19 protein-coding genes, 3 tRNA genes and 1 pseudogene are annotated in these 21,369 nt (G+C 51.0%); 12 read left to right on the top strand and 11 right to left on the bottom strand.

What is annotated here, in order from left to right; all coding sequences use genetic code 11:
- Nucleotides 1-39 precede the first annotated feature (39 nt).
- The 5 genes from HMPREF3047_RS09940 to HMPREF3047_RS09920 all read left to right on the top strand — a co-directional run bounded on the left by HMPREF3047_RS09940 (nt 40) and on the right by HMPREF3047_RS09920 (nt 5,491).
- Complete coding sequence (locus HMPREF3047_RS09940; protein ID WP_049249087.1) at nt 40-831, top strand: heme/hemin ABC transporter substrate-binding protein; 792 nt, start codon at nt 40-42, stop codon at nt 829-831.
- A gap of 142 nt (nt 832-973) precedes the next feature.
- A complete protein-coding gene (locus HMPREF3047_RS09935; protein ID WP_070713854.1) occupies nt 974-1,915 on the top strand; it encodes a FecCD family ABC transporter permease in 942 nt (313 codons plus the stop codon).
- A 45-nt stretch (nt 1,916-1,960) separates the two neighbouring features.
- Complete coding sequence (locus HMPREF3047_RS09930) at nt 1,961-2,686, top strand: ABC transporter ATP-binding protein (protein WP_070713852.1); 726 nt, start codon at nt 1,961-1,963, stop codon at nt 2,684-2,686.
- Nucleotides 2,687-2,960: 274 nt separating this feature from the next.
- Nucleotides 2,961-4,781: a heme anaerobic degradation radical SAM methyltransferase ChuW/HutW gene (gene hutW / locus HMPREF3047_RS09925; RefSeq protein WP_070713849.1), complete on the top strand. Its 1,821-nt coding sequence runs from the start codon at nt 2,961-2,963 to the stop codon at nt 4,779-4,781.
- A 92-nt stretch (nt 4,782-4,873) separates the two neighbouring features.
- Nucleotides 4,874-5,491 (top strand): NAD(P)H-binding protein, encoded by a 618-nt coding sequence (locus HMPREF3047_RS09920; RefSeq protein WP_070713847.1) that lies wholly within the window; start codon nt 4,874-4,876, stop codon nt 5,489-5,491.
- A 155-nt stretch (nt 5,492-5,646) separates the two neighbouring features.
- On the opposite strand, the gene aroG is transcribed toward HMPREF3047_RS09920, so the two are convergent.
- From aroG to HMPREF3047_RS09875, 9 genes and pseudogenes are all read right to left on the bottom strand, one after another.
- Complete coding sequence (gene aroG / locus HMPREF3047_RS09915; protein WP_070713844.1) at nt 5,647-6,690, bottom strand: 3-deoxy-7-phosphoheptulonate synthase AroG; 1,044 nt, start codon at nt 6,688-6,690, stop codon at nt 5,647-5,649.
- Nucleotides 6,691-6,982: 292 nt separating this feature from the next.
- Nucleotides 6,983-7,279 (bottom strand): annotated as a pseudogene (locus tag HMPREF3047_RS09910) (alpha/beta hydrolase); the annotation flags it as partial.
- Between the two features lie 270 nt (nt 7,280-7,549).
- A complete protein-coding gene (locus tag HMPREF3047_RS09905) occupies nt 7,550-9,025 on the bottom strand; it encodes a surface lipoprotein assembly modifier (protein ID WP_070584582.1) in 1,476 nt (491 codons plus the stop codon).
- A 156-nt stretch (nt 9,026-9,181) separates the two neighbouring features.
- Nucleotides 9,182-9,559 (bottom strand): hypothetical protein, encoded by a 378-nt coding sequence (locus tag HMPREF3047_RS09900; RefSeq protein WP_070584584.1) that lies wholly within the window; start codon nt 9,557-9,559, stop codon nt 9,182-9,184.
- A gap of 172 nt (nt 9,560-9,731) precedes the next feature.
- Nucleotides 9,732-10,427: a M48 family metallopeptidase gene (locus HMPREF3047_RS09895; protein WP_070584834.1), complete on the bottom strand. Its 696-nt coding sequence runs from the start codon at nt 10,425-10,427 to the stop codon at nt 9,732-9,734.
- A gap of 65 nt (nt 10,428-10,492) precedes the next feature.
- Entirely contained in the window at nt 10,493-11,224 is a 732-nt protein-coding gene (locus HMPREF3047_RS09890) for a lysophospholipid acyltransferase family protein (protein WP_004520947.1), read from the bottom strand.
- Between the two features lie 71 nt (nt 11,225-11,295).
- The gene (gene gmhB, locus HMPREF3047_RS09885) at nt 11,296-11,874 is read right to left on the bottom strand and encodes a D-glycero-beta-D-manno-heptose 1,7-bisphosphate 7-phosphatase (protein WP_070713839.1); all 579 of its coding nucleotides are present in this window, start codon (nt 11,872-11,874) and stop codon (nt 11,296-11,298) included.
- 11 nt (nt 11,875-11,885) lie between these two features.
- On the bottom strand, nt 11,886-12,338 hold the full coding sequence (locus tag HMPREF3047_RS09880; protein ID WP_070713836.1) for a DUF7832 domain-containing protein: 453 nt from the start codon (nt 12,336-12,338) through the stop codon (nt 11,886-11,888).
- Nucleotides 12,339-12,431: 93 nt separating this feature from the next.
- Entirely contained in the window at nt 12,432-13,673 is a 1,242-nt protein-coding gene (locus tag HMPREF3047_RS09875) for an aromatic amino acid transporter (RefSeq protein ID WP_049344338.1), read from the bottom strand.
- A gap of 283 nt (nt 13,674-13,956) precedes the next feature.
- Between HMPREF3047_RS09875 and HMPREF3047_RS09870 the strand changes: the two genes are divergently transcribed.
- Nucleotides 13,957-14,961 carry a DUF6236 family protein gene (locus HMPREF3047_RS09870; protein WP_070713831.1) on the top strand — a complete coding sequence of 335 codons (1,005 nt, stop codon included), beginning with the start codon at nt 13,957-13,959 and terminating at the stop codon, nt 14,959-14,961.
- Between the two features lie 58 nt (nt 14,962-15,019).
- Here the strand turns inward: HMPREF3047_RS09870 and HMPREF3047_RS09865 are convergent, their stop codons facing one another.
- Nucleotides 15,020-16,093 carry an AI-2E family transporter gene (locus tag HMPREF3047_RS09865; protein ID WP_070713828.1) on the bottom strand — a complete coding sequence of 358 codons (1,074 nt, stop codon included), beginning with the start codon at nt 16,091-16,093 and terminating at the stop codon, nt 15,020-15,022.
- Between the two features lie 83 nt (nt 16,094-16,176).
- Nucleotides 16,177-17,028 (bottom strand): bifunctional methylenetetrahydrofolate dehydrogenase/methenyltetrahydrofolate cyclohydrolase FolD, encoded by an 852-nt coding sequence (folD, locus tag HMPREF3047_RS09860; protein WP_070713826.1) that lies wholly within the window; start codon nt 17,026-17,028, stop codon nt 16,177-16,179.
- A gap of 200 nt (nt 17,029-17,228) precedes the next feature.
- On the opposite strand from folD, the gene HMPREF3047_RS09855 reads away from it, so the two are divergent.
- From HMPREF3047_RS09855 to HMPREF3047_RS09830, 6 genes are all read left to right on the top strand, one after another.
- Nucleotides 17,229-17,306: transfer RNA gene (locus HMPREF3047_RS09855), tRNA-Pro, on the top strand.
- Between the two features lie 27 nt (nt 17,307-17,333).
- Nucleotides 17,334-17,410: transfer RNA gene (locus HMPREF3047_RS09850), tRNA-Arg, on the top strand.
- A gap of 9 nt (nt 17,411-17,419) precedes the next feature.
- Nucleotides 17,420-17,496, top strand: a tRNA-His gene (locus HMPREF3047_RS09845).
- Nucleotides 17,497-17,755: 259 nt separating this feature from the next.
- Nucleotides 17,756-18,262 (top strand): adenylyltransferase/cytidyltransferase family protein, encoded by a 507-nt coding sequence (locus tag HMPREF3047_RS09840; protein ID WP_188212340.1) that lies wholly within the window; start codon nt 17,756-17,758, stop codon nt 18,260-18,262.
- Nucleotides 18,259-20,019 carry a bifunctional biotin--[acetyl-CoA-carboxylase] ligase/type III pantothenate kinase gene (locus HMPREF3047_RS09835; protein ID WP_070713822.1) on the top strand — a complete coding sequence of 587 codons (1,761 nt, stop codon included), beginning with the start codon at nt 18,259-18,261 and terminating at the stop codon, nt 20,017-20,019. Before HMPREF3047_RS09840 ends, HMPREF3047_RS09835 begins: the two co-directional genes overlap by 4 nt.
- Nucleotides 20,020-20,034: 15 nt before the next feature.
- Complete coding sequence (locus tag HMPREF3047_RS09830; RefSeq protein WP_004520957.1) at nt 20,035-20,877, top strand: hypothetical protein; 843 nt, start codon at nt 20,035-20,037, stop codon at nt 20,875-20,877.
- The last annotated feature ends 492 nt before the right edge of the window (nt 20,878-21,369 follow it).

The following is a 21,369-nucleotide window of genomic DNA, read 5'->3' as shown; positions in this document are numbered from 1 at the left end:
ACGAGCAGGCCGTCTGAAAGCATTCGACAAGGAAAAACAATGAAACTCAAACTCCTCCTGCTTTCCGCGTTTATTTCGTTGGCCGGCACTGCACACGCGCAACGCATCGTCGTGTTGACCCCCGATACGGCAGACATCGTTGCCGCGCTCGGCGCATTGGACGAAATCGTCGGCCGCGATCAGACCGTTCAAAATCCGGCGTTGAAAAACAAGCCCAGTATCGGCATTCATCGCCGTCTGACGGTTGAACCGATTGTGGCCGCTAAACCCGACATCGCCATCGGTTCATGGATGGCGCAGCCTGCCGATATTTTTGCCCACCTGCAAAAAGCAGGCATTAAAGCCGTCAATGTTGCGCCCGATGACAGCATCGCCGCCTATCCGCAAAGTATCCGCAACATCGGTCAGCTTATCGGTAAAAGCGCACAGGCGGACAAGTTGGCCAGTAAGTGGCAGGCGGATATGAAACAGCAGCCTTCCAGCGGCAAACGCTACCTCTTCAGCTACGACGGGCGCATCGTATCGGGCAAAAATACTGCCGCCGACGAAATCATCCGCCGTGCCGGCGGTATCAATGCCGCAGCCGCCATTGACGGCCTCAAACCGATGACGCGTGAGGCATGGATTGCGGCCAAACCTGACATCATCATTATTGCCGACCACAACACCGCCATGATAGGCAACGTCAAAACCTTTGCCGCACGCCCCGAAATCGCTGGCTCGCCTGCCGCGAAAAACGGCAAGATTTATTTGTGGAAGGCCAACGATATGTTCCGTTACGGACTGGATACGCCGCAAGTGATTCAGCGTTTGCACGGTTTAGCGAAATAAACGCACCTGTTTTGAAAAGCCTGCCCGATTTTTGTTTTCAGACGGCCTTGATTTGTTCCTTCTTATTGAGGAGGAAGCAAAACGGTTGTCTTAAAAATGCCGTCTGAAACCGTTCCTCAATCCGTTTAAACCGCATGATGTCATGAAACCGCATACCCTTACCCTTTGCCTGCTGCTTACTGCCACCGCCGTTTATTTGTGCTGCGGCATCGGTTTTGGCGCGTGGGAGTCGCCGCTGGCGATGGATGAAACCGTCCGCCAAATCCGTTTACCGCGCATCTATACCGCGCTTTTGGTCGGGGCCGGTTTGTCCGCTTCGGGTGCGGCATTGCAGGCTTTATTCGAGAACCCGCTGGCCGATCCGAGTTTGATCGGGACGTCGGGCGGGGCGGCCTTGGGCGTGATTGTGTTATTGGCTTTGGGTGGCGGCGCGATGGGTGTACCGGCGGCGGCTTTTCTTGGTGCATTGGGTGTGTGCCTGCTGATTTTGGCAGTGCACAAACTGCTCGGCGGCGGTACTTTAGGATTGCTGGTGTTGGGTTTTGTGTTGAGCGCGTTTTCGGGCGCGGTAGTCAGTATGATTTTGTTTTTATCGGACGATTTGGTATTGCGCAGCGCGACCACATGGCTGTCGGGCAGCCTTGCCGAAGCCGGTTTCTCATCGCCTGTTGCGGCAATCGCAGTCATGTTGCCAGGTTTTCTGATTTTGTTATCCGCAGGCAGGCGGTTGGACGTTTTGATGACGGGCGAAGACACGGCTGCCAGTATGGGGGTGTCGGTCGGGGCATTGCGTGTGCAAACCGTAATCGGCGCGGCATTGATGACAGGGGCAGCGGTATCGCTTTCGGGCATCATCGGTTTTCTCGGCATGATGATCCCCAATGTGCTGGCGCAAACCGTCGGCGGCAGCCGCCGCAAACTGATTACGCTGTCGGCTTGGTTGGGCGCAGTGTTTTTGATGGTGGTGGACGGCGCGGCGCGCTGGCTGACATACCCTGTCGATCTGCCGGTCGGTATCGTGATTGCCTTATTGGGCGGACCGTTTTTTATGTATTTGTTTATCAAGCCTTTGAAAAGCCGTTGATGCTTAAACAGGCCGTCTGAAACTTTATTGCCCCATATCTTTTCTATGCACACCTTATTTCAAATCTGTAATCTTTCCGTCCGCGTCCAAGACAAAACCCTGCTTGAAATCGATCAACTGGATATACCTTCGGGCATGACCGTCATTATCGGCCCGAATGGTGCAGGCAAATCTACTTTGCTGCGGGCCTTAATCGGGCAAACAGGGCAGGGGGGAATCATGCTTTTCGGTGAGGCCGTTGCGCCGCAAATCCGCACGGGCAGGGTGGCATGGGTCGGGCAGCATGGCCGTTACAATATGCCGATGACCGTACGCGAATACATTGCGTTGGCGTCATTCGTACAAAAAGGCCGTCTGAACCATGAATGGGCGGACGAGTTGCTCGATTATTTTGATTTGACGGCATTGGCGGATAAGCGCATCGGCAAGCTCTCAGGCGGCGAACAGCAACGCGCCAACATCATCCGCGCCCTGTTGCAAAACGCGCCGGTCTTGCTTTTGGACGAACCGTGCAACCATCTCGATATCCGCCATCAACACCGCCTGATGCAGTATTTGGTCGGGCATTCAAGCCGTGCCTCATCAATACTGGTATTACACGATTTGAACCTCGCCGCGCGTTATGCGGAACATATTATCTTGATAAATAAGGGAAAAGTCGTTGCAGCAGGCAAGGTGGGCGAAGTGATGCACTCCGACTTGCTTGAATCGGTTTACGGTTGGCAGATACGCCGTTGCGAAGATGAGGCAGGGTTTTATTTCAGAAGCTGAGCACCAAAAGGCCGTCTGAAAAACGATAAAGAAAATTTATTTTATCGTTCAAAAATAAAACGAGATGGGAGGATGTCCCCGACTTGAAGAAGCAGATTTTGCACATTTCACAAGTAAAATGCCGATTTCCATCAAATATAAATACATTTTATTATTTATAGAATACAATATTTTAAAATAATACTGATTTTTAATTACGTAAAAATATTGACAAGAAAATGATGATGGTTATTTAATATATAAATCTTATTAATAACTTTTATTAATCATTATCATGGTACAGCAGCTTGTTTGGACTCCGAAACAATCCGCGCCCAAGGCATTTCCCGAACGTCAGGCATTAATGCCCGTTTGGGGCGGCGTTCCAATGCCGCGTCCCCAGTGGCAGAACATTTGGAAGAAAAAGCTTCCCCATGCCACGGATATGGACGCGCTTGCTTATCTGCATATTCCATTTTGCGCCAACCATTGCGTTTTTTGCGGCTTCTACCGTAATGCGTGGAAGGACAGCCAAAGCAGCGTGTACACCGACAAAATTATTGAAGAAATGGCCGCTGAAGCCGAAGTCCGTACAGGCAAGGGAAAAATCCGAGCCGTTTATTTCGGGGGCGGTACGCCGACCGCGTTGCTTACGGAAGACCTCGTCCGCCTGATTCGTGCCTGCTACCAATATCTGCCGCTTGCCGAAGACTGCGAGTTCACCATAGAAGGGCGCATGAGCCATTTTGATTTGGAAAAAGCACAGGCTTGTCTCGAAGCAGGGGCCAACCGTATTTCCATCGGCGTGCAAACCTTCAATACCGCCATCCGCCGCCGTCTCGGCCGCAAACACAGCGGCGACGAGGCGTTTGAATATTTGGCAAAATTGTGCGAACTCGATGCCGTGATTGTGGCCGATTTGATGTTTGGCCTGCCCAATCAAACCGATGAAGTTTGGCAAAACGATATTGCCCGCGCCGCCGAGCTGCCTCTGTCAGGTTTGGATACGTATGCATTCAACCTTTATCCCATGCTGCCCATCAACCGCATGATTGAAAAAGGCGCATTTCCGACACCGCCGGGCTTTGATATTCAGGCAGATCAATATGCCTACACGGTTGAAACACTGCTGGAAAAAGGCTGGGAACAGGTCAGCAACAGCCACTTCGCCTATCCCGGTCGCGGCGAACGTAACCGCTACAATACCCTGATCAAATCCGACATTCCCTGTTTGGCGTTCGGCTCCGGCGCAGGGGGTAACTTCGGCGGTTTCAGCTATCAGGTGCAGGGCGATTTGGAGAGTTATCTCGCCACGCCGAAAGGCGAGAAAAACATCGCATTTATGAGCGGTCATAGTCCAAATAAAGCACTTCTCAGCAAAGTCCAGCACGATATTGAAACAGGCCGTCTGAATCCATTATTGTTCGACGGCAACAAAGCAGCGCAAAAGCTGATTGCCCAATGGCAGGAAATGCAGCTTTTTAAAGAACCCGATTCAGACGGCATTATCCGTTTGAATACCAGCGGCCGTTATTGGTCGCCCACCCTTATCCGCAAACTCATGCTCACTCTTCCGACTCAAGAAAAGGATCAAACCATGCAAAAACTTTCAGCCGAACAACAAACCATGTTGCGCCAATCATTGGAAAAAAATCCCGGCCAAGTGCTGGAAATGCTGGCCGCGCAAAACCAATGCAGTTTTGAAGACGTTATCCGCTGCCTGCCTGAAGAGAATGTGCGCCAAACCGAAGGCAGCCGCATTGTCGAAATTCTCCAAGCCATCGCCGCATGGGATGAATCCGTTACCTTCATCGCCCATACCCCCGATGCCATCGTCGAAGTCAGCGGCAAACTGCCGAACGGCAAAGTCGGCCGCGGTTTCTACAACTTTGACCATCCCGAAACCGACGGCGGCGTACACGGCCACATCTACTATGAAAACTGCGCCTCCATCTACCTTTTGGAACGCCCGTTCATGGGTAAAGCCACTTGCTCGCTCAACTTTATCAACCGCAACGGTGGCGCCATGTTTAAAATTTTCGTCGGCCGTGATGAAGCAGGCGAGTTGAAACAACACCAAATCGAAGCCATGCGCAAACTGTTTGATGCCGCTTAAACGGTTTCAGACGGTCTGAAAATCCGTTCCTTGTTGCATAGAGGAGCGGATTTTCTAACAACAAACATCTACCATACAAAGGAATCTCAAACATGCAACTCATCTTCGGAGCCAACGGCCCGTCCGGCCGCGCCTATATCCGCACATTGACTGACTCAGCCGATACCGTCGCCGTATTGAGAAGGCCGTCTGAAGACAGCTTTTTTGCCGAACACAATATTCAAACCGTCGTCGCCGATGCGCTTGATGCCGACGCACTCGATAAAGCGTTGGCACAATACCGTCCCGATACCGTGATCAGTTTTGTCGGAGGCAAAAACGAAGAGGGTATCCGCAGCGATGCGCTGGGCAATATCAACATCATTGCCGCTACGAAAGCCGCTAATCCGCAAGCCCGCTTTGTACTGATTACCAGCATGGGCTGCGGTGAACAATGGGACATGATGAGCGAGCCGTTCAAACAGGCACTCGGCGAAGCCGTCCGTGCCAAAACGGAAGCCGAAATCTATCTCAAACAAAGCGGTTTGAATTGGACTATCTTGCGCCCCTGCGGCCTTGCCGATGGCGAAGATAATGCCTATACCTTGACACAAAATACCCAAGAAATTCCGCAAAAATACATGACGCGCAACGGCTTGGCCGCTGCCGTTGCTGCCATTGTCGGCCAAGCGGACAGCAAGGACGAAACGTATAGCGTTGGTGCGGCATAAACGGATTGAGTAGGCCGTCTGAAACTGTCTTTTAATTGTTTCAGACGGCCTGATTTTTTAACATACTGTTTTTATTATAAACTTTAGCAAAGAAATCAAAATAACAGGCATAATAAAGACCGGAACATATCCGGTCTTTATTAATGGTTTCGCATTTACGCTTGGTAACCTTTCGCTTCGGCAAGCAGGGCCAGCAATTCTTCAGTCGTATCCCAACCGATGCAGGCATCCGTAATACTTTGACCGTAAACTTCAGGCTTGTCTTGACGGCCTTCAACCAAGTGGCTTTCCACCATCACGCCCATGATGTTTTCTTCACCGGCTTTCAGCTGCGCCGCAACATCGCGAGCTACATCCATTTGTTTGCGGAAGTCTTTACGGCTGTTGGCATGGCTGCAGTCCACCATCAGTTTGCTGCTCACGCCGGCTTTTTGAAGCTGCGCAACCGCGTCTTTAACGTGCTCCGCGCTGTAATTAGGCTCTTTACCGCCACGCAAAATCGCATGGCAGTCAGGATTGCCGCTGGTGTGGACAATCGCGGAATGACCGGCTTTGGTTACAGACAGGAAGTGGTGCGGATGATTGGCGGCACCGATGGCGTCGATGGCGATTTTCAGATTGCCGTCCGTACCGTTTTTAAAACCGACAGGGCAGGAGAGGCCGCTGGCCAATTCGCGGTGTACCTGGCTTTCAGTCGTACGCGCCCCAATCGCGCCCCAAGAAATCAGGTCGGCGTAGTATTGCGGCGTAATCATGTCCAAGAATTCAGTCGAAGCAGGCATGCCCATTTCGTTCAAAGTAAGCAACAACTGACGCGCTTGGCGCAGGCCGTAGTTGATGTCAAACGTACCGTCCAAGTGCGGATCGTTAATCAGACCTTTCCAGCCAACGGTTGTACGCGGTTTTTCAAAATACACGCGCATTACAATCAGCAGCTCTTTCTCATATTTTTTGCGCAAGGGCAGCAATTTTTGCGCATATTCTACCGCCGCCTTAGTATCGTGAATCGAGCATGGGCCGATGATGACCAGCAAACGGTTGTCACGGCCGTGAACCAAATCCGCAATCTCATGACGTGTTTTATAAACCAAATTGGCAACCTGAGGTGTAACAGGCAGCTCATACAAATGTGCGATTGGAGGGAGTAACTCTTTGACTTCTTTGATCTTAATATCGTCGGTAGGGTAGTGTTGGGACATGATGGACTCTCTTGTTTATTTTTGATACAGGTTACAGGTTTTAGCAGAATTAAACAAGGCTTGATTTTTTGTTTTAGCAATTTTATTCTAAAATTTCTTTATTTAAATTATTTTATGGAATTTAAAATCAGTTTATTTATTTAAATTAGAATTTAATGCTATTAAAAATTTCATTTATATAATAAAGGGCTTTGAGTTTTTATCAAAATACAGGCCGTCTGAAAAAGTTCAGACGGCCTTTCTTTAATTAAAACAGGATACCCAATCTCATCTCAATCTATATTGCGAACAATTATTTTGCAGAATTGCTAACTTGTTTCATCCAGGCAAACAGTTCGTCCAAGTCATAATCGCCGCTGTGGCCGATATCCCAAGGCAGGGCGTAGTCGACGGTTTGGCCGTTGTTTTGCAGTTTGGCGGCTAAGACGGCGGAGACTGCCAGTGAGGTGTCGCGGTCATTGGTGCCGGCGCGGATGCGCCAGTTTTGCGGCAGGTTTACGCCCGGTTTGCCGATGTAGTTGAGCGGGTTCATGATTTTGATGGTTTCTTCGTCCGCGATTTCGGCGTTGGCAGCGGTGTTGTGTTGAAGAGGTAAACGGATACGATAACCAATACTAAGGCCGTCTGAAACGCCAAGTTGGGTTTCAGACGGCCTGATTTTTTGTAACGTTATGTAGTGTTGTGCGTTGCGCTGTGAAGTAATATTGGCTTGGATTTATCTATTTGATAAATATAAATTTAATGAGGAATTATGCCTTGAAAATCCTATTTATCCGGTATCTGTAAAAGTTTGAATCTGCCTTGTAAATCAGTATGCAGGACCGATATTTTTGCTTGATCCCCAGATTAGTTCTATTTGTCAGAACGTTTTGCTCAATTCGACAAACATTTTGGTTTTGCCGTATTCGTAGAACTTGTCGTTGCTCCATGTTTTGTTGTGGGCAATGGTCAGGCGCGGGGTGATACCTTTGAAATGGAGGGCGCGGTGCCATACGCTTAGGGAGGCGGAGGCTTCTTTGTCGCGGCGGTTTTGTTCGTTGCTGAAGAAGCTGGGGGCTTGGTAATGGCGTTGGGCGGCGCTGAGGCGTAGGACGGTGGAGAGGCCTTTGGGCCATTCTTGTCCCCATGTGGTGCGCAGGGCGTAGCGGTTGAAGCTGTCGCTTTTGTCGTCGCGGTTGCGTTCGCGGTAGAGGTCGATACCGGCTACCCAGTATTGGCGCGCGTTGCGGTAGTACACGATGGAGTTGCTGAGCAGTTGGCTGGTGTTGTTGGAATGCTCGCGGCGGCCGTTTTTCAGACGGCCTGCTTCAAATGCGCTGAGGGTTTGCAGCTTGGGTTGCCACCAATGGTTGTAGTGGAGGCGTGCGCCGTTGGTGTAGGTGTAGGGGTCGTTGCCGTAGAAGCGGCGTTCATGGAACGGGGTCATGCCGATATCGTTGCGCTGGTCGGCATAGCCGATGCCTGCCGAAAAGCGTGTGGTGAGGTCGTTGTAGTTGGTGTGTTTGGGATAGATTTTGCCGTAATGGTCTGCGCCTGCCGTGGCATAGAAGCCGCGGGGCAGCGACCATTTTTTTTCTGCGCCGATTTGGTAGTGGACGGCGGTGGCATCGATGGGCTCGGGGAATGTCCAGCCTCGGAAGCAGTCGTCGTCGGGATAGGCTAGGCGCACGGCGCGGCATTGTTCATCGCTCAGGTGGTTGCCCAGACGGCGTTGGCCGGGGGCTTGGTTGATGTTTTGTTCGCGCGTGATGTTCAAGCCGGCATTGAATTGCCATGAGTCGCGTTCGCGCAGGGCTTTGCGGTAGGTTTCGATGCGTTCTTGCAAGGCAGGCGGGAGGGATTCGGTTTGTAGTTTGTCGAACTGGTCGGCTGCGGCTTCGTTTTGTTTGTCTTCAAACAAGGCGGTCGCAAGCTGCCAGCGGACGGCGGAGGCATCGGGTTGCTCGGCGATAAAGCGGCGGTAATGGCCGATGGCTTCGGCGGCGCGTCCTTCGGATTGGGCAAGCAAACCTTTGGCATAGCGTGCCATGGCGCGGTCGTGTTCTGGCCATTGTTCGTAAATGGGCAAAACGGCTTTGATGCCGGGGATGTTGTGGGCGACGACGGCGGAATACATGGCGCGTGCCAGTAATTCGGTGTTGGCAAGCAGGGTATCGGCATCGACGTTGATGATTTTTTCAGACGGCCTGTTTGTCTGCTCGGCAGTGATGTTGTGCGTTTCGGGTTGTTGGGGTTCGGCTGTGTTGACTTGAAGCTCGGGTTTCACATCAGGCGGCACATCGGCGGCGTGAAGGGAAAGGGGAAGGATGGCGAGGAGGAGCAGACGTTTTTTCATGGCAATGTTTGGGATGTTATCGGTATAAGTGGGCAGATTGTACAATGTTTTGAGTCAGAAATTTTACAAACCGAGTGCCATTATATCTGATAAAGACGACAAAAGGCCATCTGAAACCCGATGGGATTTCAGACGGCCTTTATTTGCGAGTCGGATTTAGTTTTGGTCCAAGTCCAAATCCAAATCGGCTTTGTATTCGATACGGCCTTGGCCTTTGTCTTCGATGGAAACGTCCAGCTCTTGTTTGCCGCGTTTGAATTTCAGATCGGCATCGTCGTGTTTGATTTCAGACTCAACCACATGGAAACCTTTGCTGCGCGCGTGGGCAATCACTTTTTTGGCCAAGGAAGGAATGGAATTGCGTTGGCCGGAAAGTTCGGCTTCGTATTCAAATTCGCCGTCGCCTTGATGATCGGCTTTGATGGTGTGCGCGCCTGCCGGACGGTAGATTTCGGAAGGCAGCGGGGAGGCGAATGCCGTGGCGGAGAAAAGAGCCAAAATGCCGGTGGCCAGTAACGATTTTGCTTTGGTCATCGGTTTTCCTTTCTGAAAAGGGTTTTGAGAATGGCATCATCTTATCGGTAGGTATGAGTGGCGGCAAGCGGATAAACCTGATTTTACGCGCGGCTACATGATTTGTTTGGAGGGCATTGATTCTTTGCTTTGGGCTGGTGTTTGCCTGCGGAAAAATGCTGCCGGATAAGACTTAGCCGAGGCGGAACAATTCGCTGCCGTGCGCCTTCAGCCATTGTTCGGCTTGGTCAACATGCGGCGTGATCGAGTGGGTCAGAGCCCAAAACGCAGGGCTGTGGTCGGGATGGCGCAGGTGGGCGAGTTCGTGCAGGCAGACGTAGTCGGCGACATATTCGGGCGCGCCGATGAGCCGCCAGTTGAGGCGGATGCCGGTAGTGTGGCGGCATACACCCCAGAAAGTTTTGGCGTTGGAAAGGGAAATGGCGCTCGGGGTTAGGCGGGTGGTTCGGATATGGCCTTCGAGGCGCGGCAGCAGATACTCGCGCGCACGCTCGTGCAGAAGGCGGCGCAAATGGGTGAGTTGGATAGCGGTTTCTTTTTCGGGCAACAGGATTTCAGACGGCCTGATTTGGATGTGGTTTGCCGTGTGGACGGACAAGGCCGTCTGAACGCCTTGATACCAAATCCATTCGGGAAGCGTGTCTGTAGGTGTTTGTCGGGCCGGTGTTTTGTTTAGGGTACGGCGCAGGATGGCTTCGTTGTCGTTCAGCCATTGGGTAAAGGTGCGCTGGGTAACAAACGGAGGGATATTGATGCTGACGGTATCGGCGGAAACGGGGCGCAAGATGAGGTTTTTCTTGGCACTGTGTTTGAGCTGGATATGAATGGTGAGGCCGTCTGAAAGGGTGTGGGTATGGAGGTGGGGCATGATATTGAGAAAAATATTGGACGGCATGGTAAGGGCGGGTATAGCGGCCCACCCGATGGAATGATTTATTTGGTTTTGGGCGCGAACGGGCCTTGTCCGGTAATCAGGGGCTGTTGGCTTTCGATCCATTGCTCGCATTGGGCCATGAGTTCGGCTTCATTGCCGTTGTTGTGGGCAATGGGTTTGCCGATGATGACGCTGACCGTGCCGGGGTATTTGAGGAAGGAGTTGCGCGGCCAAAATTCGCCGCTGTTGAGCGCGACGGGGACGATGTCCATCTCAAACATTTTTGCCATGCGCGCGCCGCCGAGCTTGTAGCGGCCTTTTTCACCGGGCGGCAGGCGTGTGCCTTCAGGAAAAATGGTAATCCAATAGCCTTCGTTTTTACGCGCAAGGCCTTGTTCTAAGAGTTGTTTGTTGGCTTCGCGGCTGTTGCTGCGGTCGATGCCGATGGTTTTGACCAGCTTCAAGCCCCAGCCGAAGAAAGGGATTTTGAAAAGTTCGCGTTTGGCAACATAGACTTGCGGCGGAAAAATCTCTTGCAGGGCGAGGGTTTCCCAGCCGCTTTGGTGTTTGGCGCAAATGATGGCGGGGTGGTCGGGAATGTTTTCCGCGCCGCTTAAGGTGTAGTTTAAGCCGATGATGTGCTTGAGCGACCAGTTGAGGATACGCACCCAAACTTGCGCCATTTTGTGCGCGCCGCCTTGAAAGGGCAGGGCAAGCAGCATAAAGGGGAACAGCAAAATAATGCTAGAGGAAAGGATGAACCAGTAAATCAGGTTGCGGATAATCAGCATATCGGGGAAAAGTCTGTCGTTTGAAAGCCGTCTGAACGCCGTTGTCGGCAGTTTTCAGACGGCCTTGTCATTTATAGGATGGCTTGCGCGGCTTCTTCGATTTGTGTGTTTTCACGCATGATGTATTGCGAGAAAGCCAGCAGGTTGTCGAAGACTTGGGTGTGTTCGGGCAGGTCTTGCTCGTGTTTGGCCAGCGTTTTTTTGCCTTTTCCGGTCAGGACGAGCGCGGATTTGCCGCCTGCGGCATCAATGGCTTGCAGGTCACGCAGGCTGTCGCCAACCAGCCAGGTTTCGGCGGCATTGGCCTTGAAGCGTTCGATGATGTCGATAATCATGCCGGGCTTGGGTTTGCGACATTCGCAGTTGTCGGCGGCGGTGTGCGGGCAAAACCAAATGCCGTCGATGGTACCGCCTGCTTGAACGGCAAGGCGGTGCATTTTCGCGTGCATTTCGGTCAGGTCTTGCACGGCAAAGTATTTGCGGCCGATACCGGATTGGTTGGTGGCCACGGCGATGGTGTAGCCTGCCTGCGTTAAAAAGGCGATGGCATCCATGCTGCCTTCGATGGGAATCCATTCGTCAACGGATTTGACGAAATCGTCACGGTCTTGATTGATGACGCCGTCGCGGTCGAGGATGATGAGTTTCATGGTGTGGGCTCTTATTTTTCTGCTTTCAAACTGCTTTTCCATTTTTCAAAGGCCGTCTGAAAAACGGGTGTCAGTTTGGCGAAGGTTTCCGGGGTATTTTTGACGTGGTAGAAGCCGCCGAGCGAGGGTGTGTCGAGGGCGAGGATGTAGTCTTCCATAAATGCGCCGTAGCCGTCTTCTTCGTCGGTGTAGTAGAACTCGGTAAACCGTTGGCCGAGTTCGGTAAAGTCGTCCGCCGTCAATGCGCCGTCCATGTGTTTGAGCAGGAAGTGCCGTCCGCTGATTTTGCCCGAGGTCATGGCGGCGAAGTCGGCTGCGGTTTCGGGGGCGGTTTGCCAGACGGGGTTGACGAGGCCTGCCTGCGCGGCCCACTGCCAGTACATGCCGATGTGGGTGGCGGCGTTTTCGGGTGGGAGCTGGTCGGGGTAGTCTTCGTCGAGATGGAAGCGGATATTGTCGTACATGGACGGTGTTCGTTGGGGGAAAGGGGGTATTGTAGCGGAAAATAATGAATTAGGCCGTCTGAAAGAGGGTGTTTCAGACGGCCTTAAGGGAATTTAACCTTTAAATACGGGAACAAGCTCCATTTGGCTCAATATTTGGGCGGCAATGTTGATGATGCCGAAGAGGAAGACCCAAACCATCAGCCAGAATCCGCCGTAAACTTTGTAGTTTTTGCCGACGCCGAATTTATGGCGCGAGCGGTAGAGCAGCATGGCGGGGATGATGCCTGTCCAGATGGTTGCCGCCAGACCGACGTAGCCGATGGCGGTAACGAAGCCGGTAGGGAAGAGCAGGCAGGAAATCAAAGGCGGCAGGAAGGTCAGCGCGGCGGTTTTGGTACGGCCGGAGATGCTGTCGTTCCATTTGAAGATGTCGGCGATGTAGTCGAACAGGCCGAGCGTTACGCCGAGGAAGGACGTTGCGATCGCCATGTAGGAGAACAGGGTCAACACTTTGTCCATATTGCCGGTTTGGGCGAACTTGGACAGCGTTTCGATCAGGACGGAAACTTGGCCTTCGGCGGCAATAACCGGTGCGAACTCGCTGCGCGGCAGGTTGCCTTGGATGGCGATTTGCCAGAGGACGTAAATCACTAAGGCAATCAGCGTACCCGCCCACAGGGATTTGGCTACTTTGGGCGCATCGCCTTTAAAGTATTTGAGCAGGCTGGAAACGTTGCCGTGGAAGCCGAATGAGGCAAGGCAGACGGGCAGGGCGGTGGCGACATAAATCCAGTAGCTGGTGCCGGCAGGGGCTTGGGTGTCGAACAAGACAGGCATTTTGGCATCGGCAATCAGGCCGCCGGTTGCCCAAATAAAGGTCAATACCATGCCGCCGATGAGGATGCTGGTGAAACGGTCAACCAAGCGTGCGGATGCCCAAACGCAAAAGGCGAGAATGCCGAAGAAGACGAGTTGGCCGACGGTGAGCGAAATTTCGCCGCCTACCGCGCTGCCGATGCCTTTGGCGGTCAGATCGCCGCCGACGAAGATGTAGGCGTAGGTGAGCAGATATAAAACGAAAGCGACGGCAACGCCGTTGATGACGTTCCAAACCGGGCCGAGCAGGTCTTTAACCATGGTGTCGAAGCTGGCGCCGTGCGGATAATGGGTGTTGACTTCCAAAATCATCAGGCCGCTGGAGAGCATGGAAAACCAGGTGTACAGCAACACGGCCAGCGAGCCGGTAAACCATACGCCGGAGGTGGCGGTCGGGTTGGCAAGCATGCCTGCGCCGATAACCGTACCGGCGATAATCATCGCTCCGCCGAATAGGGAAGGGGTTTTGGTTGACATTGTTTATCTTTCTTCTAGAAATGCGTGGCTGCCATTATGCCGTAAAGTGTAAGAAAAGGTAAAGCAAAGGCCGTCTGAAAACCCGATTGTCGTTTTCAGACGGCCTTTTTATATCAGATTAAAATTGAAAATACCTATTTCATCTCATAAAAAATATTCTAAATGACCAAAAAAATTCAAGTTCAAGTTAGAAGATTCTGTTGTTATTTCTCAAAGCCCTTGTAAATGTATCATTACTTCCCAATATAATTAAACTACTTCCCTGCTTTGAAAGGTAACAAAAATGTGTGTAGAACGTGGAGTTGTTATTTCTGATATATTCGAACCAATATATAAAGTAACTTCAACCAAAGAACCCTCTAATCATGTAGAAGGTCTTATATCTTACAGGAATAAACTGCTGATTCCGCCGAGAGAGACTTTTTTTGAATTAAAGGAAATTAATGGTTTATCGTTTAAAGAGAATTTACGAGCTTCAGATATTATTAAATATTTAGTTTATTGGGATAAAATTGATTATCCCGTAAATTCACAATGTTTTATAGGATTGGCTGATCCAGACTTAATAATGTTAGAAGAACAAGGTATTCTTACTAGAACCATGTACCCGTTTGGTAGTAATGGAATTAATCCTGATTTATTTTTAAAATCACAATTATGGGCTCTGGAGCAACATATAAAATCATCTAAAGGACAATGGACACTTGCTCAAGATATTTTTGAGACAGATGATTTATACTTTCCTTTGATAAATGAAGATAATAAAAAGCAAATTATAGAGTTTAATTTAATAAATTCACTACCTGTTCCTATTGATAGTACACCAATTTATGAAATTCTTGACTTTAAATATCGAAGAAGAGATGAGTTAATTAGACTTCGTGAACATTTAGATACTATTTATAATTCTATCATTCAATCTGAAGAAATACAAAAAACTTATCATAAAAAAATACAGGAGATTCAAAAAGATTTATATGATTTAAATAGATTATTTAATGAAAATAAAATACGTACTCGACTAGATTCGATGAAAGCACATTTTCAAAATATATTACCAACAGATAAATATAGCCTTTTTTTTACACCTCCCACTATTGCAAGCATTGCTAAAGAAATACCGCTATTAGCTCCATATATTCCTGATATCGGTGTTCAATTAGCAGCAGGAGCAATGCTTTGTTTTAGTTCTAAATGGCTAAAAAGCCCTCCGATTGTACAATCAGTAGAAAATAGTCCTTTTGCTTATACTTTTAAAATGGGACGCGAATTTAAGACAAACTCATAATATAAAAAGGCCGTCTGAAAATTTCTCAGACGGCCTTTCTGTATTACCGTGTCAACACTCAAATCAATTTTCGCAGTTTCAATTCGTTTTTCAGGTAGGCGTAATAAACCGGCGCGACGATGATGCCGCCGATGCCGAAAATGCGTTCAAAGACGACCATCGCCACCAGCAATTCCCACGCGCTGGATTCGATTTCCGAGCCGATGATTTTGGCGTTGAGGAAATATTCGAGCTTATGGATGACAACAAGGAAAACCAGCGAGGAGAGTGCGACGTACAGCGATGCGCCGAGGCTCAAAATAATGATGATGGTGTTGGAAATCAGGTTACCCGCCACCGGAATCAGGCCGACGATAAAGGCGACAATCAGGACGGTCATTTTAAACGGCAGGTCAACGCCGAACAGCGGCAAAACCAGGTAGAGGTACAGGCCGGTTAGGAAGGTGTCGATCAGCGAGATTTTGACTTGGGCGAGGAACACGCGTTCAAAGCTGGTTTCAAAATTGACGATGCGCTGCATCAATTCGGCTTTAAACAGCGGCATTTTGTGGCGGTTTTTGCGCATTTTCAGGCGGTGGAAACTGAGCATGGCGCCGATGATGATGCCGATGAGGATGTACACGAAGGATGTGATGCTGTTTTTACTGATACGGGTCAGCGCAGCGCGGTATTCTTCAATCAGCTTGATCGCCGAGGCTTTGATTTCGGCCATATTGTTAGGCAGCATATTGAGAATGGCCGCAGGCAAGTCTTGGCTGTTTTTGGTGTCTTCCAAAATTGCCGCCAGCTTCGCCAGCATAAAGCCGACATGGCCGCCGTGTATCAGGTGGTAAATACCCAAAGACATCATCGTGATGATGCTGAACACGATGGCCAGCGTCAGCGTGGTGGAAATCAGGTTGATATTGTGCGCGTTGAGCGATTTATGCAGCCGCGTGTTGCGCGGCAAAACACGGCGGCGGAGTTTGAGGATCACGCCGTTGGTGCGCGTAATAAAGATATAGGTCAGGATAACCGACAGCAGCAGCGGCAGAAAATGGTAGTGCAAGACAATCAGCAAGGCCAAACCCATTAGGATATAGGAGGCGTTGCGGAAAGTCGGGTTATCGGTGTGGGAAGAGAGTAAGGACATGTGAAGCCAATAAGGTAAAAAGCAAAAAACAGGTCAGGCCGTCTGAAAAACCATGTTCCGACGGCCTAACTTAATGACAGCGATTAATCGTGCAATGAGGCCGCGTGTACCGTGTTTTCCAACAAAGTGGCAATCGTCATCGGGCCGACGCCGCCGGGAACGGGCGTAATCATGGACGCACGTTCTTTAGCGACATCAAACTCCACGTCGCCGCACAGGCTGCCATCGTCCAAGCGGTTGATGCCCACATCGATAACGACTGCGCCGGGTTTAACCCATTCGCCTTTAACAAAATTCGGAATGCCTACGCCGACCACCAAAATATCTGCGGCAGCAACTTCATCGGCAAGGTTTTGCGTGGCGCTGTGGCAAATGGTTACCGTCGCGCGGGACAGCAGCAATTCCAACGCCTGCGGGCGGCCGACAATATTGGACGCGCCGACGACGACTGCTTTTTTGCCTTTCGGGTCGACGCCGTAGGCTTCCAACAAAGTCATCACGCCTTTGGGTGTGCAAGGGCGCATCAGCGGCATTTTGACGACCAGGCGGCCGACGTTGTAAGGGTGGAAGCCGTCCACATCCTTATGCGGCTCGATACGCTCCAAAACCGCTTGGCTGTCGATGTGTGCCGGCAGCGGCAGTTGCACCAAAATACCGTCAACGGCAGGGTCGCCGTTCAATTCGTCCACCAGTTTCAACAAATCGTCCTGCGTGGTTTCAGACGGCAGCTCGTAAGAGCGCGATTCGATGCCGCTTTTTTGGCAGGCCAGTTTTTTATTGCGTACATAAACCGCGCTGGCAGGGTCGTCGCCGACCAATACCACCGCCAAACAAGGTGTGTGCAAACCTTTTTCCTGACGCGCCTTTACCGCCTGCGCGACCGCCTCGATGCGTTGCTGGGAGATTTTTTTTCCGTCTATAAGTTGAGCAGTCATGATTTTCCTTCTAAATAGGGACAAATATTGCGTTCAAATTATCGCATTTTTCAGACGGCCTGACACAAAAGAGTAGCCCTGATTGTGAAGCATAAAAATAAATAACGATTAAAAATAATAAGATAACCAAAAAATGAAAAAATAAAGCAAAGTAAGTGTTGACCGGACTGAAAAGGGTCTGTATAGTTCAGGTCTTCAGTCGGGGCGTAGCGCAGCCCGGTTAGCGCATCTGCTTTGGGAGCAGAGGGTCGTGAGTTCGAATCCCACCGCCCCGACCACAAAATTCTTAGCACGAATCGGCATGAGCGCCCGTAGCTCAACCGGATAGAGCACCGACCTTCTAAGTCGGGGGTTACAGGTTCGATTCCTGTCGGGCGTGCCAGTTTTTACGGTGGCTGTAGCTCAGTTGGTAGAAGCCCTGGATTGTGATTCCAGTTGTCGTGGGTTCGAGCCCCATCAGCCACCCCAGATGAAAGCCTGCATATTGTATGCAGGCTTTTTTCCGTTTATACCCGAATTTTACTTCAGATTTAATTGGGTTTCAAAAAAGTATTTATCAAACCGTTTCATCATGGCATCGGCAAAAATGGCATTTGCCGTGTTATCAAATGTCAATGAATACGCAGTCAAGCCCGAATATTGTACCGTTCGGTATCTTTTTATGGCGTTTTGCCGTTATCCTTTATAATACCCCGATTATTTTCTGTTTCATTCCCAAAGGAACCGCATCATGTCCGAATGGCCAGCTCCAGAATTTGAATCCAAAATCTGTCCGCCCGAAAAGCTGGCGGAGCGTTTGGCGGCATTGCCCCGTCCGCTGGTGTTTACCAACGGCTGTTTCGATATTCTCCATAGGGGCCATGTAACCTATCTGGCGCAGGCGCGATCGGCCGGTGCGGCTTTGGTATTGGCGTTGAATACCGATGCTTCGGTGCGCCGTCAGGGCAAAGGTGACGACCGCCCGATTAATCCTTTGGAAAACCGCGCGGCAGTGGCAGCGGCATTGGCGAGCGTGGATTTGGTTACTTGGTTTGATGACGACACGCCGGCCGCGTTGATTGAAATGGTCAAACCCGATGTATTGATTAAAGGCGGAGATTGGCCTGTGGATAAGATTGTCGGTGCGGCCGAGACGTTTGCGCGTGGCGGCAAAGTATTTTCGATTCCGTTTTTACACCAGACTTCGACCACCAAAACTTTGGCGAAAATCCGCGAAGCCGGAGGAGGCGAATGACGGATTTGAACAGCCGCCATTGGGCATTGCTCGCCGCGCTTTCAGACGGCCTGCCGCAACACGTTTCTCAGTTGGCGCGAGTGGTCGGGATGAAGCCGCAACAATTAAACGGATTCTGGCAGCAGATGCCGGGCCATATCCGCGGTTTGCTACGCCAGCATGACGGGCAATGGCGCTTGGTGCGCCCTTTGGCTGTGTTTTCAGAAGAATCTTTGCAACAAATGGCCGGAAAACAGGGTTTTCGTGCGCAGTTGAAACACGAATGTTCGTCCAGCAACGATGAAATCATGGCATTGGCGCGCCAGTCGGCAGATTTGGCGCATAAGGCCTTGTGTGTAGCGCATTTCCAAACCAAAGGCCGCGGACGGCAAGGGCGGAGTTGGGTCAACCGACAGGGCGAATGTCTGATGTTCAGCTTGGGCTGGACGTTTGACAAGCCGCAATATGAGCTGGGTTCGCTGGCGTTGGTGGTGGCATTGGCTTGCCGCCGTGCGCTTGCCGATATTGGTTTGGACGTAAATATCAAGTGGCCGAACGATTTAGTCGTGGCCAACGATAAATTGGCCGGTATTTTGATTGAAACGGCGAGGGTAGAGAATAAGACTGTCGCCATCATCGGCATCGGCATCAATTTTGTATTGCCGAAAGAAGTTGAAAACGCCACTTCCGTGCAGGCTTTGTTTCAGACGGCCTCTAAGCAGGGCGTAAGCGTCAAAACCTTATTGAATGCGGTATTGGCGCAACTCGATGCGCTGTTGAACGAATACGCGCAAGACGGATTTGCGTCATGTGTCGGCGAATACAATGCCGCCAACCGTGATACGGACAGGCCGGTGTTGCTGCTTCAGGAAGGACGCGTTGTACATGAAGGCGTGGTCAAAGGCGTGGATGCGCAAGGCGCGTTGCGTTTGCAGACGAACAAGGGCGAGAAAACCATTGTTAGCGGCGAAATCAGTTTGCGTCCGGATAATCGTCCGGCACAACCAGCCGCCGCCAAGCCGGAACGCTTTTTGCTGCTGGACGGCGGCAACAGCCAGTTGAAATGGGCGTGGGTGGAGAACGGCACATTTTCCGAAGTCGGCCGCGCGCCGTATCGTGATTTGACACAGCTGGGCGAAGAATGGCTGCAATTTTCCGATGATGATGTGAAGATTGTCGGTTGCGCCGTGTGCGGTTCGGTCAAAAAAGCGATGGTGGAAGAACAATTAACCCGTCCGGTCGAATGGCTGTCTTCCATGCCGCAGGCTTTGGGCATCCGCAACCATTACCGCCGCCCTGAAGAACATGGTTCCGACCGCTGGTTTAATGCGCTGGGCAGCCGCCGCTTCACGCAAAACGCCTGCGTCGTCGTCAGCTGCGGCACCGCCGTAACCACCGACGCGCTGACGGAAGACAATCATTATCTCGGCGGCACCATCATGCCCGGCTTCCACTTGATGAAAGAGGCGATGGCACTCAAAACCGCCAACCTCAACCGCCCCATCGGCAAAGTATATCCTTTCCCAACCACAACGCCGAACGCCATTGCCAGCGGCATGATGGATGCCGTTTGCGGCGCGTTGATGATGATGCATGGCCGTCTGAAAGACAAAACGTGCGGGGGCAAACCGGTCGATATTATTATCACGGGCGGCGGTGCGGCCAGAGTCGTGCAAGCCTTGCCCGAGGCATTTGTTCATGACAATCAAGTGAAAATCGTCGATAATCTCGTGATTCACGGGCTCTTGCATTGGATTGCCCATCGCAACGGACAATAAAAAGGAAAACGCATCATGAAATGGCTGTTTGCGGTCTTGGTCGCACTCAACATCATTGTTTTTGGCAGCATGGTTGCCTATCGGACACAGCATAAAACTGCCAAACCCGAATCTGCCTTGGAAGGCGGCACGCACGAATTATTGCGCCCATCTTCTTTGGACGCGCCCAAAGCCGAGCCGCAGCAGGCATCGCAGCCCGATTGGGTGGCGGATGAATCAGACGGCCTGATCATGGCCGAACCCGAATCCGAAGAAGCGGAAGCCTTGCGTAAAAAACAAGAAGCGCAGCAGTTGAAAGAGAAAAAAGAAAAAATGCGCCGCGAGAAAGAAGCGCAAGAACGCCGCGCCGCCGAAGAAGAGATGGACGCGGCCGGCGTGGAACGCTTGTGTACCAGCAGCGCCACCGTGGTAATGGACGAAGACGATTACCACCGCATCAAAGGCCTGTTGGGCAAATGGCCCCATGCGGCCAGCCGCAGTATCGAAAAACGCAACGGCGCATCCGGTGGCGAAACTTCTTCCAAAACCTTCCGCGTGGTCTTGCCTGCCGACGGCGACACTTCTGCCCAGCTTGACGCCTTAGGCAGCCGCGGCTTTAGCGGCAGCATTCACAACGGCGAAATCAGCATTGACGTAACACGCAGCCGCTCTTCCGCCCAAGTTTTGATTTCACGCTTGTCCAGCGCAGGTTTCGGCGGCGCGCGCATTGTCGAGCAGGAAGACAGAAGCGCGCCCGATACCGGTTTGAGCGTAGCGCGCATGACCGTGGTCTTTATGGCGGTTGACGAGCGCGATGCCCAAGACATCAGAAACATTGTCGGCCGTTATGGCAAATTGAACATGAAAACCTGTCGATAATCAGGCCGTTCGGTTTCAGACGGCCTGATCAGCAGTCGGCCAAGCCTGATAAACCGAACGCCGTAAAACACGAAACCCACTGTATCGGCAGTGGGTTTCATGTTTTTCGGTTTTGAGTATCTGATATAAAGGGGAACAGGTATGTTTCGTATATGCGCACTCCGAGTATCAAGAGATAATGGGGAAGAGGGGGATAAAATCTGTCGTTTAATGGCTCGGATTAGGACGTCTTCCGAGTGGGTTTGATTATACGCTAATAATAACTATTATCAATAGCAAAACTAAAAAAATAAGGAATTTTTTTGCAGTAGATTGTTTTGTATGGGAATTAAGTTTTGGTGTTGGTTTTGCCATGATTGAAAAGGCTGTCTGAACGTCAAACAAACAGGCCAGTTGAAATAGGGCAAAGCAAACGTTTCAACCCTATATTCCTATATTTCAGACGGCCTTTTGATTTGTTTCAATCGCTCATAAACCCAAGCAATCAACATA

The organism is Neisseria sp. HMSC075C10, from assembly GCF_001815615.1.
Taxonomy (GTDB): Bacteria; Pseudomonadota; Gammaproteobacteria; order Burkholderiales; family Neisseriaceae; genus Neisseria; species Neisseria subflava_A.
Note: the sequence above shows the minus strand (reverse complement) of the source record. Positions and strands in the feature narration are given on the sequence as shown.

Coding starts and splice junctions, on each gene's coding strand:
- HMPREF3047_RS09940 (WP_049249087.1), top strand. CDS start 40: ATGAAACTCAAACTCCTCCTGCTTTCCGCGTTTATTTCGTTGGCCGGC.
- HMPREF3047_RS09935 (WP_070713854.1), top strand. CDS start 974: ATGAAACCGCATACCCTTACCCTTTGCCTGCTGCTTACTGCCACCGCC.
- HMPREF3047_RS09930 (WP_070713852.1), top strand. CDS start 1,961: ATGCACACCTTATTTCAAATCTGTAATCTTTCCGTCCGCGTCCAAGAC.
- hutW (WP_070713849.1), top strand. CDS start 2,961: ATGGTACAGCAGCTTGTTTGGACTCCGAAACAATCCGCGCCCAAGGCA.
- HMPREF3047_RS09920 (WP_070713847.1), top strand. CDS start 4,874: ATGCAACTCATCTTCGGAGCCAACGGCCCGTCCGGCCGCGCCTATATC.
- aroG (WP_070713844.1), bottom strand. CDS start 6,690: ATGTCCCAACACTACCCTACCGACGATATTAAGATCAAAGAAGTCAAA.
- HMPREF3047_RS09905 (WP_070584582.1), bottom strand. CDS start 9,025: ATGAAAAAACGTCTGCTCCTCCTCGCCATCCTTCCCCTTTCCCTTCAC.
- HMPREF3047_RS09900 (WP_070584584.1), bottom strand. CDS start 9,559: ATGACCAAAGCAAAATCGTTACTGGCCACCGGCATTTTGGCTCTTTTC.
- HMPREF3047_RS09895 (WP_070584834.1), bottom strand. CDS start 10,427: ATGCCCCACCTCCATACCCACACCCTTTCAGACGGCCTCACCATTCAT.
- HMPREF3047_RS09890 (WP_004520947.1), bottom strand. CDS start 11,224: ATGCTGATTATCCGCAACCTGATTTACTGGTTCATCCTTTCCTCTAGC.
- gmhB (WP_070713839.1), bottom strand. CDS start 11,874: ATGAAACTCATCATCCTCGACCGCGACGGCGTCATCAATCAAGACCGT.
- HMPREF3047_RS09880 (WP_070713836.1), bottom strand. CDS start 12,338: ATGTACGACAATATCCGCTTCCATCTCGACGAAGACTACCCCGACCAG.
- HMPREF3047_RS09875 (WP_049344338.1), bottom strand. CDS start 13,673: ATGTCAACCAAAACCCCTTCCCTATTCGGCGGAGCGATGATTATCGCC.
- HMPREF3047_RS09870 (WP_070713831.1), top strand. CDS start 13,957: ATGTGTGTAGAACGTGGAGTTGTTATTTCTGATATATTCGAACCAATA.
- HMPREF3047_RS09865 (WP_070713828.1), bottom strand. CDS start 16,093: ATGTCCTTACTCTCTTCCCACACCGATAACCCGACTTTCCGCAACGCC.
- folD (WP_070713826.1), bottom strand. CDS start 17,028: ATGACTGCTCAACTTATAGACGGAAAAAAAATCTCCCAGCAACGCATC.
- HMPREF3047_RS09835 (WP_070713822.1), top strand. CDS start 18,259: ATGACGGATTTGAACAGCCGCCATTGGGCATTGCTCGCCGCGCTTTCA.
- HMPREF3047_RS09830 (WP_004520957.1), top strand. CDS start 20,035: ATGAAATGGCTGTTTGCGGTCTTGGTCGCACTCAACATCATTGTTTTT.